12 protein-coding genes are annotated in these 11,552 nt (G+C 62.0%); 5 read left to right on the plus strand and 7 right to left on the minus strand.

Translation table 11 applies throughout. The features are described 5' to 3' along the window. The 4 genes from NDI87_RS13405 to NDI87_RS13420 all read left to right on the plus strand — a co-directional run. On the plus strand, positions 1-104 hold a 104-nt coding region (locus tag NDI87_RS13405; protein WP_296163400.1), incomplete at its 5' end, for a riboflavin kinase. Next, complete coding sequence (gene ileS / locus NDI87_RS13410) at positions 94-2,988, plus strand: isoleucine--tRNA ligase (RefSeq protein WP_296275840.1); 2,895 nt, start codon at positions 94-96, stop codon at positions 2,986-2,988. The genes NDI87_RS13405 and ileS, both read left to right, overlap by 11 nt. Beyond that, the gene (gene lspA, locus NDI87_RS13415) at positions 2,988-3,488 is read left to right on the plus strand and encodes a signal peptidase II (RefSeq protein WP_296275842.1); all 501 of its coding nucleotides are present in this window, start codon (positions 2,988-2,990) and stop codon (positions 3,486-3,488) included. Before ileS ends, lspA begins: the two co-directional genes overlap by 1 nt. Positions 3,489-3,519: 31 nt before the next feature. Next, the gene (locus NDI87_RS13420) at positions 3,520-5,205 is read left to right on the plus strand and encodes a Na/Pi cotransporter family protein (RefSeq protein WP_296275844.1); all 1,686 of its coding nucleotides are present in this window, start codon (positions 3,520-3,522) and stop codon (positions 5,203-5,205) included. Between the two features lie 67 nt (positions 5,206-5,272). Here NDI87_RS13420 and NDI87_RS13425 read toward each other — a convergent pair whose 3' ends face one another. Further along, positions 5,273-6,268 (minus strand): quinone oxidoreductase, encoded by a 996-nt coding sequence (locus NDI87_RS13425; RefSeq protein ID WP_296275846.1) that lies wholly within the window; start codon positions 6,266-6,268, stop codon positions 5,273-5,275. A 108-nt stretch (positions 6,269-6,376) separates the two neighbouring features. Here NDI87_RS13425 and NDI87_RS13430 point away from each other — a divergent pair, with 108 nt between their 5' ends. Further along, on the plus strand, positions 6,377-7,282 hold the full coding sequence (locus NDI87_RS13430; RefSeq protein WP_296275848.1) for a DMT family transporter: 906 nt from the start codon (positions 6,377-6,379) through the stop codon (positions 7,280-7,282). A gap of 60 nt (positions 7,283-7,342) precedes the next feature. On the opposite strand, the gene nadA is transcribed toward NDI87_RS13430, so the two are convergent. The 6 genes from nadA to NDI87_RS13460 form a co-directional block, all read right to left on the minus strand. After that, entirely contained in the window at positions 7,343-8,464 is a 1,122-nt protein-coding gene (nadA, locus tag NDI87_RS13435) for a quinolinate synthase NadA (RefSeq protein ID WP_296275849.1), read from the minus strand. 36 nt (positions 8,465-8,500) lie between these two features. Continuing rightward, on the minus strand, positions 8,501-9,379 hold the full coding sequence (gene nadC / locus NDI87_RS13440; RefSeq protein ID WP_296275850.1) for a carboxylating nicotinate-nucleotide diphosphorylase: 879 nt from the start codon (positions 9,377-9,379) through the stop codon (positions 8,501-8,503). Between the two features lie 30 nt (positions 9,380-9,409). After that, positions 9,410-10,435, minus strand: coding sequence for an NAD(P)H-dependent glycerol-3-phosphate dehydrogenase (locus NDI87_RS13445; protein WP_296275852.1), 1,026 nt, complete (start codon positions 10,433-10,435; stop codon positions 9,410-9,412). A gap of 50 nt (positions 10,436-10,485) precedes the next feature. Next, positions 10,486-10,944 carry a protein-export chaperone SecB gene (gene secB / locus NDI87_RS13450; RefSeq protein ID WP_296275853.1) on the minus strand — a complete coding sequence of 153 codons (459 nt, stop codon included), beginning with the start codon at positions 10,942-10,944 and terminating at the stop codon, positions 10,486-10,488. Positions 10,945-10,974: 30 nt separating this feature from the next. After that, the gene (gene grxC / locus NDI87_RS13455; RefSeq protein WP_296275855.1) at positions 10,975-11,235 is read right to left on the minus strand and encodes a glutaredoxin 3; all 261 of its coding nucleotides are present in this window, start codon (positions 11,233-11,235) and stop codon (positions 10,975-10,977) included. Positions 11,236-11,250: 15 nt separating this feature from the next. Next, positions 11,251-11,552: rhodanese-like domain-containing protein (locus NDI87_RS13460; RefSeq protein ID WP_296275856.1), on the minus strand; the 302-nt coding region annotated here is incomplete at its 5' end.

Raw genomic sequence — 11,552 nt, forward strand, 5'->3', positions numbered from 1 at the left:
ACGAACTCAAATACGACTCCCTGGACGCTTTGACCGCTGGCATCCGTCAGGACTGCGAGCACGCCCGTGCCTACTTTGCTACCTTGCGCCACCATGACCACTAAGACACCTGATGCCGTCGGCCCCGCCGGCAAAGCCGACTACCGCAGCACGCTGAACCTGCCCGACACGCCATTCCCGATGCGCGGCGACCTGCCCAAGCGTGAGCCGCAATGGGTCAAGCAGTGGGAGGACAAAGGCCTGTACCAAAAGCTGCGCGCAGCGCGCTGCGGCTGTCCAAAGTTTGTGCTGCACGACGGCCCGCCCTACGCCAACGGCCAGATCCACATGGGCCATGCCGTCAACAAGATCCTGAAAGACATGATCGTCAAGGCGCGCCAGCTCAAGGGCATGGACGCGGCCTACATCCCCGGCTGGGACTGCCACGGCCTGCCGATCGAGAACGCGATTGAAAAGAAGTTTGGCCGCAAACTGGCGCGCGACGACATGCAGGCCAAAAGCCGCGCCTACGCCACCGAGCAGATCGACCTGCAGCGCGAAGACTTCAAACGTCTGGGCGTGCTGGGCGACTGGGACCATCCCTACCGCACCATGGATTTCAAGAACGAGGCCGATGAGATCCGCGCCTTCAAGCGCGTGATCGAGCGCGGTTTTGTCTACCGTGGCCTCAAACCCGTGTACTGGTGTTTTGACTGCAGCTCATCCCTGGCCGAATTCGAAATTGAATACGCCGACAAAAAATCACAAACCCTCGATGTGGGCTTTTTATGCGCCGAGCCCGCCAAACTGGCCAGTGCCTTTGGACTCGATGCGCTGGCCAAAGACGCGTTTGCGGTCATCTGGACCACCACCGCCTGGACCATTCCGGCCAACCAGGCGCTCAACGCGCATCCCGAACTCACCTATGCGCTGGTCGAGACCGAACGCGGCCTGCTGGTCTTGGCCCAGGACCTCGTGACCGCCTGCCTGGAACGTTTTGGCCTGACCGGCACCGTGCTGGCCACGGCCAACGGCAAAGCCTTGGGCGGCATCCACTTCAAGCACCCACTGGCCCATGTCGACGCTGGCTATGACCGCTTGAGCCCGGTCTACCTGGCCGACTACGTCAGCGCCACCGACGGCACCGGCATCGTGCACTCGGCGCCCGCCTACGGTGTGGAAGACTTCAACAGTTGCGTCGCCCACGGCATGGCCTATGACGACATCCTGAACCCGGTGCAGGGCAACGGCGCTTATGCCGCTGATTTCCCGCTGTTTGGCGGCCAGCACATCTGGAAAGCCTGCCCGGTCATCATCGACACCCTGCGCGATGCCGGCCGCCTCTTTTGCACCACTGACATCGTGCACAGCTACCCGCATTGCTGGCGCCACAAGACGCCGGTCATTTACCGCGCCGCCGCCCAGTGGTTCATCCGCATGGACGAGGGCGTTGGCGTTTTCACCAAGGACAAGGCACCCCAGTCGCTGCGCAAGATTGCACTGGAAGCGATTGAAAACACCGCGTTTTATCCCGAGAACGGCAAGGTGCGCCTGCGCGACATGATCGCCGGCCGGCCCGACTGGTGCATCAGCCGCCAGCGCAGCTGGGGCGTGCCATTGCCCTTCTTCCTGCACAAGGATTCGGGCGAGCTGCACCCGCGCACGATGGAGATTCTGGACCTGGCCGCCGACATGGTCGAGACCGGTGGCATCGAGGCCTGGAGCAAGGCCGGCACCGAAGAAATTCTGGCGCGCGTGGGCTGTGCCGCAGACGCACCCAGCTACACCAAGAGCAGCGACATTCTGGAGGTCTGGTTCGACTCCGGCACCACCCACACCACGGTGCTCAAGGGCTCCCACCCCGGCAGCGGCCATGAAGACGGCCCGGAAACCGACCTCTATCTGGAAGGCCACGACCAGCACCGCGGCTGGTTCCACTCGTCCCTGTTGACGGCCTGCGCCATGTATGGCCGCGCGCCCTACAAAGGCATCCTGACGCACGGCTTCACGGTGGACAGCAAGGGCCACAAGATGAGCAAGAGCGCCGGCAACGGCGTCGACCCGCAGGAAACCAGCAAGAAGCTCGGCGCCGAAATCATCCGCCTGTGGGTGGCCGCCAGCGACTACTCGGGCGACATTGCCGGGGACGACAAGATTCTGGCGCGCGTGGTCGACACCTACCGCCGCGTCCGCAACACACTGAAATTTTTGCTGGCAAATGTCAGCGACTTTGATCCGGCACAGGATGCGGTGCCGCCGGACCAGATGCTGGAAATCGACCGCTACGCCCTGAGCCGTGCGGCACAATTACAGGCCGACATCCTGGCGCATTTTGAGGTCTATGAATTCCACCCGGTGGTGGCCAAGCTGCAGATTTACTGTTCGGAAGATTTGGGCTCGTTCTACCTCGACATCCTGAAAGACCGGCTCTACACCACCGCGCCAAAATCGCTGGCACGGCGCAGTGCGCAAACGGCGCTGTGGCAAATCACCCAGGCCATGCTGCGCTGGATGGCGCCTTTCCTGAGCTTCACCGCCGAAGAAGCCTGGGGCGTGCTGGGTGACTCAGGCAAAACGCCGGTGGCGACGCGCGCATCCATTTTCCTGGACGGCTATGTGGCCATGGCAGAAGTCGATACGGCACGGTTGACCCAGTGGGCGCGCATCCGCGACATTCGCGACGCCGTCAACAAGGAAATTGAAGTGCTGCGCGCCGACGGCAAGCTGGGCTCGTCGCTGCAAGCCAACGTCACATTGACCGTCGGCCCCGATGACCACGCCCTGCTGGCGAATCTGGGGCAAGACCTGAAATTTGTCTTCATCACCTCCGCCATTGAGCTGCATGCGGGTGAGGCCCTGGCCATCCAGGTCAGCACCTCCAGCGGCGTCAAGTGCGAGCGCTGCTGGCATTACCGTGACGATGTCGGCGTCGACACCGCCCATCCCACCCTGTGTGGCCGCTGCACCAGCAACTTGTTTGGCGCGGGCGAAACCCGCACGGTGGCCTGATGGCGCGCAAACCGTTCACCCCCGCCGGCGTCAGTCTGCTGGCCTGGCTCGGCTGGGCCCTGTTGCTGCTGATAGCCGACCAGTTCACCAAAGTGCTGGTCCTGGGCTACTACCAGTTGGGTGACAGCACCCAAGTGACCTCGTTCTTCAACATTGTGCGGGTGCACAACAGCGGCGCGGCGTTTTCTTTTCTGGCCGGCGCCGGCGGCTGGCAGCGCTGGTTTTTTACCGCCATTGGCATCGGGGCCGCCTTGCTGATGGTGTGGCTGCTCAAAAAGCATGCAGGGCAAACCCTGTTTGCCTTTGCCATCGCCAGCATTCTGGGTGGCGCCGTGGGCAACGTGATCGACCGCGTGCTGTACGGCTATGTGGTGGACTTTCTGGACTTTCACTGGCGCGGCTGGCACTTTCCGGCCTTCAATGTGGCCGACAGCGCCATCACCGTCGGCGCCGCCTGCCTGATCCTGGATGAATTGCTGCGGGTGCGGCGCGGGCGCTGAGTGCACATCCAGGCAGTTAACAAGAGATTGCATGACCCATCTACTGAATCTGCTGGCCGCCATCGCCCTGCTGGTATGGGGCACCCATCTGGTTCGCAAGGACACACTGCGCGTGTTGGGTGCCAATCTGCGCCGGATCCTGGCGCAGGGCGTCAAGCAACGACTCAGCGCGGTGGCTTCGGGCATTGGTGTCACGGCACTGCTGCAGTCAAGCACCGCCACGGCACTGATCGTCTCAAGTTTTGTCGGCCAGGGGCTGATGACCTTGCCTGCAGCCCTGGCGGTGATGCTGGGCGCCGACATGGGCACCAGCCTGATGGCCGTCCTGTTCTCGCGTGACCTGTCGTGGCTATCGCCATTGTTCATTTTTGTCGGAGTGGTTCTGTTCATTGCCCGCCAGTCCAGCAACGTGGGTTATGTCGGACGTATCCTGATCGGCCTGGGCCTGATGCTGCTGGCGCTCCACCTGGTGACGGTATCGGCCAATGAACTCACCCAGGCCCAGGAGGTGCGTGCCCTGCTGGGAACCCTGGGCAGCGACCGCATGCTGGAAATCACGGTCGGGGCATTTTTATCGGTGATGAGCTATTCCAGTCTGGCCATTGTGCTGCTGACCGCCACGTTGGCCAGCTCCCACGTAGTCACGGTCGATGTGGCGCTGGGTTTGGTCCTGGGTGCCAACCTGGGCAGTGGCTTGCTGGCGGTTTTGACCACCTTGCGCTCCCCGATCGAGGAGCGCCAGGTGCCGCTGGGCAATCTGGTATTCAAGCTGCTGGGGGTGGCGCTGCTGGCCCCCCTGTCCGGCCTGTGGCTGCGTCATGTGCAGCCGGTCGTGACGGATGCGGCCATGGGCGTGGTGCTGTTTCATCTCTTGTTCAATGTCCTTGTCGCCGCCGTTTTCATCGGCCTGACGCCCATGGTGGCGCGCTGGGTGGTCTTCCTGCTGCCCAAAACGCCCGACAACCAGCTCAACGGCCGTCAGCAGCATCTGGATCTTTCGGCACTGGCCACGCCTTCGGTGGCACTGGCCTGCGCGGTACGAGAAGCCATGCACCAGTCCAATGTGGTGGAAACCATGCTGCGTGGCGTGCTCGACGTGATCAAGAACAATGACCTGGCGCTGGCCCAGTCGCTGCAGAAAATGGACGACACGGTTGATCGCCTGTACTCTGACATCAAGTATTACCTGACGAAAATGTCGCGCGAATCACTCAGCGAAAAAGAGGGTCACCGATGGGCCGAGATCATCAGCTTCACCATCAACATGGAGCAAATTGGCGACATCATCGAGCGCATTCTGGGTGACATTGAAAAAAAGAAAATCAAGGCAGGCCGCAACTTCTCGGAGGCCGGCATGGCCGAAATCATCCAGTTGCACGGCCATCTGGTAGACAACCTGCAACTGGGCATGAGCGTGTTCCTGAACGGCAACCTGTCCGACGCCCGCAAACTGCTGGAAGAAAAAACCCGCTTTCGCGACATGGAACTGATCTACTCGGCCAACCATATCACCCGCCTGGCGGACAACACGCTGCAGAGTATCGAAACCAGCTCGCTGCATCTTGATTTGATCAGCGACTTCAAGCGCATCAACTCGCACATTTCGTCGATCGCCTACCCCATTCTGGATTCGGCCGGCGCGCTGGAGCCCAGCCGGCTTCGCCACTCGGCACAGGAAGCTTCTACATCCCCTCCTGCGCCGCCCACAGCGGCTTGAGCCCGTCGGTCGCTGTGCTGAACCGGCCCTTGGTTTGACCAGGCGGCGCGCGCGACGCTGCTCACCCTCACAAGGTCAGAATACTGCAACCGGTGGTCTTGCGCGCCTCCAGATCGCGGTGCGCCTGCTGCACGTCTTCAAGCTGGTAGCGCTGGTCAATGTGAATCTGCACTTTGCCGCTGGTCACGGCTTCGAACAGATCATCCGCCATGGCCTGCGTGCTTTCACGGGTCACAATGTGGGTGAACAGCGTCTGCCTCGTCACATACAGCGAGCCTTTGGCTGCCAGGATGCCCGGCGCAAACGGCGCCACCGGGCCTGAGGCATTGCCAAAGCTGGCCATCAGGCCAAACGGCGCCAGGCAGTCGAGCGACTTGTCCCAGGTGTCTTTGCCGATCGAGTCATACACCACCTTGACGCCTTTGCCACCAGTGATTTCCTTGACGCGCGCCAGAAAGTCTTCGCTGGCGTAGTTGATGACAAAGGCCGCGCCATTGGCTTTGGCGAGCGCGCATTTGGCATCCGAACCTGCCGTGCCAATCAATTGCAGGCCCATCGCCCTGGCCCACTGGCAGGCAATCAGGCCGACCCCGCCCGCCGCCGCGTGAAACAGTACAAAGTCACCCGCCTGCAAACCGCCCTGGGGTTGCGTTTTTTTGAGCAAATACTGCGCGGTCAGGCCCTTGAGCATCATGGCCGCGCCAGTTTCAAAGCTGATGGCATCGGGCAGCTTGCAGACGCATTTGGCCGGCATCACGCGCAGCTCGCAGTAGCTGCCAGGTGGCTGGCTGGCATAAGCGGCCCGGTCGCCGACCTGCAAGTGCGTCACGCCCTCGCCCACCGCTTCCACCACGCCAGCCGCCTCCATGCCGAGTTGCTGCGGCAAGGTCATGGGGTAGAGGCCGCTGCGCTGGTAGACATCAATAAAGTTCAGCCCCACGGCATGGTGGCGGATGCGAATCTCGCCAGGGCCGGGCTCGCCCACGTTCACGCTCACCAGCTTGAGCTGCTCGGGACCACCGTGCTGGTCAATGCGAATGGCGCGTGATGAAGTCGTTGTCATTTTTCGGATTCCTGAAAAGTTGAGTTGGCATGATGTTGCCATGATTAGGCCGTAAAAGCTGTCACAAAGGCATCCGGCATAACCCCAAGCCTTGTTACAGTCTTGCCCATGCATGCCAAACTTAGCCTCAGCACCATCCTATTGCTGACCCTGCCGCCCATCTTCTGGGCCGGCAACGCCGTGGTGGGGCGCCTGGTCGCCCCGCTGGCCTCGCCCATGACGCTCAACCTGCTGCGTTGGACCATTGCCTTTGTGTTGTTGTTGCCACTGGCTGCGCCGGTGCTGAGCCGGGGCAGCAGCCTGTGGCCCAGTTGGCGGCGTTTTGCGGTCCTGGGATTGCTGAGCATTGGCGGCTACAACGCGCTGCTTTACCTGTCGCTCAACACCTCCACCCCGATCAACGTGACCCTGGTGGGCGCCAGCACGCCGGTCTGGACGCTACTGATGGGCCGCGCTTTTTTCGGCATCCGGATCTCTGGCAAACAATGGCTGGGCGCATTGCTGTCGATCAGCGGCGTATTGCTGGTGTTGAGCCGGGGCCAACTTGACGTGCTGATGCAAGTGCGTCTGGTGCCGGGCGACATCTATATCCTGGTCGCCTCTGCCGCCTGGGCTTATTACAGCTGGATGCTGGCCCACCCGACCACCGAGCCGGCCGGGATCAAACGGAATTGGTCGGCCTTTTTGCTGGCACAAATTGCCTTTGGGCTGGTCTGGTCGGGCCTGTCGGCGGGCGCGGAATGGTCGCTGGGCTGGGGACGGCTGGATTGGAGTTGGGGCCTGGCATTGGCCTTGCTGTTCATTGCCATTGGCCCGGCGCTGCTGGCCTACCGCGCCTACGGTGCCGGGGTGGCGCGCGTGGGTCCGTCGGTGGCCGGGTTTTTCATCAACCTGACGCCTTTGTTTACCGCCGTGCTGTCAACAGCTTTTCTGGGGGAGATGCCGCGTCTGTACCACGCCCTGGCGTTTTTGTTGATCGTGGGCGGCATTTGGGTGTCGGCTTCGCGGCGCTGATTCAGGGCGGGTTCAAGCCGCCAGGTCGACTGAAGTCGACCCCACAGAACACCAACAGCCTCAGGCGGCGCCGATGTTGGGCACCAGGCTGCCGGCGTCGTGCCCCCCCTTGAGCGCCGAGGTGAACGCCAGCATGCGGTCAATCGGCAATCTTGCCCGGGGAATGATCGCGGGATCAACCTGCACTTCGTTGGTGCCAGTTTCCAGCACCCGGACCACATCAGCCAGGCTGTTCATGGCCATCCAGGGGCAGTGCGCGCAGCTCTTGCAAGTGGCGCTGTTGCCCGAGGTGGGAGCTTCCAGAAACAGCTTGCCGGGGTTGAGCGTGCGCAGCTTGTGCATCATGCCGTTGTCGGTGGCCACAATGAACTCCCTGGCGTCCATGTCGTGGGCGGCTTTCAGAATGGCCGAGGTCGAGCCGACTGCGTCAGCCAGCGCCACCACCTCGGCCGGCGACTCGGGATGGACCAGCACCTTGGCACCCGGGTGCTGTTGCATCAGGCTTTGCAGTTCAATGGCCTTGAACTCGTTGTGCACGATGCATGAGCCGTTCCACATCAGCATGTCGGCACCGGTTTCACGCTGGATGTAGCCACCCAGATGCCGGTCGGGCGCCCACAGGATTTTGTGGCCCTTGTTTTTGAGCGCTCGCACGATGTCGAGCGCGCAGCTGGACGTGACCAGCCAGTCCGAGCGCGCCTTGACCGCCGCGCTGGTGTTGGCATACACCACCACGGTGCGCTCGGGATGGGCATCGCAAAAGGCGCTGAATTCTTCTGCCGGGCAGCCCAGGTCGAGCGAGCAGGTGGCTTCGAGGTCGGGCATCAGCACACGCTTTTCAGGCGACAGGATCTTGGCCGTTTCACCCATGAAACGCACGCCCGAGACCACCAGCGTCTGCGCCGAATGGTCGCGGCCAAAACGCGCCATCTCCAGCGAGTCGCTTACCAGGCCACCCGTTGCTTCGGCCAGATCCTGCAGGTCGGGGTGCACGTAGTAATGCGACACCATGACCGCGTTTTTTTCCTTGAGCAGGCGGCGGATCTTGTCTTTCAGGGCAGCGCGCTCAGCCCGGCTGGGTTCTTCGGGCACCCGTGCCCAGGCGTGTTTGGTGGCGCAGACCGAGCCGCTGGCATCGGTTAGGGGCTGCTCGTAGTCAACTTCTTTCACTGCCGTGTTCATGGTGCCTCCCGGTTCTGAAAAATCAAGCTGTGTCGTTTATAGCGCTTCGGTGGCAAAACGCATTGAAAAATCAACCGCCATGATGTCTTTGGTCAAGGTTCCGATTGAAATGCGGTCCACGCCGGTAGACGCAATGGCGCGCACCGACGACAGGTTGACCCCGCCCGACACCTCCAGAATGGCGCGCCCGGCATTGAGTTGCACCGCCTCTTGCAACTGGGACAAACCCATGTTGTCGAGCAACACCATGCCAGCGCCAGCATCCAGTGCCTCACTCAATTGCGCCAGGGTTTCGATCTCGATCTCGACAAAACGGGCCTGCGGCGCCACCAAGGCGGCTTTGTGCAACACAGCGGTTACGCCACCGGCTGCGGCAATGTGGTTCTCCTTGATCAGGACCGCGTCATACAGGCCCAGCCGATGGTTGAGCCCGCCGCCAATATGGACCGCGTACTTTTGCGCCAGGCGCAAACCGGGCAGCGTTTTGCGGGTGTCGACAATGCGGGCCTGACTGCCTGGCACATCGCTGATGGCCTGCACGTAGTCGCTGGTTTTGGTGGCGACGGCGCTGAGCAATTGCATAAAATTCAGGGCGGTGCGCTCGGCCGTCAGCAAGGCCCTGGCCTGGCCATGAATTTCCAGCACCACCTGGTCGGCATTGCAGCGATGGCCCTCGGGGACGAGCCAGGAGATGTCGACTTCGGGGTCCATCTGGCGCAAGGCGGCCTCGGCCCAGGGCTGTCCGCAGATCACGGCGCTCTCACGCGCCACCACGCGGGCACGGGCGCGCAACTTCGGGTCCACCAGGCCCGCGGTCAGGTCGCCGTCGCCCACATCTTCCTGAAACGCTCTGGCGACATCGGCAATTGCGAGTTCAGCCACAAAGGCGGGAGAAAAATCAGAGTAAGCAGTCATGTCAAAGTGTCCCGGTTTATACGCTCAATTTCAGGATGCCACGTCAAGTTGCTCAACGGTTGGCTCGCGGCCCATCAGGTCGGCCACCGCCTGTTGCGGCGTCAACTGGCCATCCAGCAAGGCCACCACGGCCTCGGCGATCGGCATGTCCACGCCCAGGTGCGCGGCGCGCTGCACCACGGTGCGGGCGCTGTAAACGCCCTCGGCCACATGGCCCAGCGCGGCCGTGGCTTGCGCCAGTGATTGGCCTTGCGCCAGCGCCAGCCCGACCTGCCGGTTGCGCGACAAGTCGCCGGTGGCAGTCAGCACCAGGTCACCCAAGCCGCTCAAGCCCATGAACGTGGTGGCCTGGGCACCCAGCGCCAGCCCGAGGCGGGTCATCTCTGCCAGACCCCGGGTGATCAGGGCGGCACGGGCATTGAGCCCCAGCCCCAGCCCATCACACAGGCCGGTGGCAATGGCCAGTACGTTTTTGACGGCACCACCCGCTTCCACGCCCACGATGTCGTCGTTGGCATAGACCCGCAACGTGGGGCCGTGAAAGGCGTCCACCAGGGCCTGGCGCACCGACTCATGCAGACTGGCTGCCACCAGGGCGGTGGGTTGACCCCGTGCCACCTCAAGCGCAAAGCTGGGACCACTCAGGACACCGGCTTTCAGGTCAGGCGCGACCTGGGCCTGAATTTCATGGGCGAGCAGGCCAATTGCGCCGGCCAGAGGCGCCTCGAAACCTTTACAGACCCAGGCCACCGGTGCCGGACAAGATGCCAACACCGTCAGCATGGGCCGCAAGGCGGCCATCGGCGTGGCGACTACCACCAGATCGGCGCGGGAAGTCAAGGCCTTGAGTTCGGTCAGGGGAGCCGCACTGAAAGCCAGCGCTGGCGGCAAACGCACGCCCGGTAGATAACGCTTGTTTTCATGCTGCGCCTGCAGCAGGCCGACCTGAGCGGTATCACGCGCCCACAGTGTCACCGCATGCGAGTCGGGCTGACTGGAAACGCTTGCCGCCAGTGCGGTCCCCCAGGCGCCAGCGCCTAGCACAATGATTTTCATCTGAGCTCAGGCCAGGACCATGAAAGCAAGCACAGGTCGGCTGATCAAAATCACTGTGCCGGCGTGGGCTCGGCTTGAGCCGCCTGCGCGCTCTGCTGCTGCTCGTACATGGCCTGGAAGTTGATTTCTGACAGGTGTACGGGCGGAAAGCCGCCGCGCTGGATCAGATCAGCCACGTTGCCGCGCAGGTAGGGGTAAACGATTTGCGGACAGGCAATGCCCATGATCGGGCCCATTTGTTCTGGCGGCAGGTTGCGTATCTCAAAAATGCCCGCTTGGGTGGCTTCGACCAAAAACACGGTTTTGTCCTTGATTTTGGTCTGCACGGTGGCGGTCACCATCACCTCAAACACGCCATCTGCCACCGGGGCAGCATTGACACCCAACTGGATATCGACCGTGGGCTGCTCCTGCTCCAGCAAAATCGCTGGCGAGTTGGGTTGCTCCAGCGAGGCCTCTTTGAGATAGACGCGTTGAATTTGAAAAATGGGGTCTTGGGTTTCAGCCATGGGAGTCTTTCAGTTAAAAAAATAAATTCATCAGGCCGCTTGCAACAGCGGCATCAAGCCGCCTTTGGCGTCCAGCGCCACCAGGTCATCGCAGCCGCCGACATGGGTGCTGCCAATGAAAATTTGCGGCACGGTGCGGCGCCCGGTGGTGGCCACCATCTGGTCGCGCTCAACGGGAAGCTGGTCAATGCGGATTTCTTCAATCTGCTCAACGCCACGGGCTTTGAGGAGTTGTTTGGCGCGAATGCAGTAAGGGCAAACGGCGGTGGTGTACATCTTGACGGCCTGCATCTTGGTCTCCCCGGTTCAGGCTTTTTCTACCGGCAAATTGGCCGAGCGCCAGGCGCCCATGCCACCGGCCAGTGACTGCACATTCTCATAGCCCAACTTTTTGGCAATGCCCAGAGCCCGACTGCTGCGCGCACCCGACTGGCACACCAGAATCACTGGCAAGGCCTTATTCTTGACCGTGGTGGGCAACTTGGCTTCCAAGTGCCCCATTGGGATGTTTTTGGCACCGATCGCGTGACCCGCGGCAAATTCGTTGGGTTCGCAAATGTCGATCAACACGGCTTTTTCACGGTTGATCAGTTGCACCGCGCCATCCG

The sequence above is a fragment of the Rhodoferax sp. genome (genome assembly GCF_023701345.1).
GTDB lineage: Bacteria > Pseudomonadota > Gammaproteobacteria > Burkholderiales > Burkholderiaceae_C > Rhodoferax.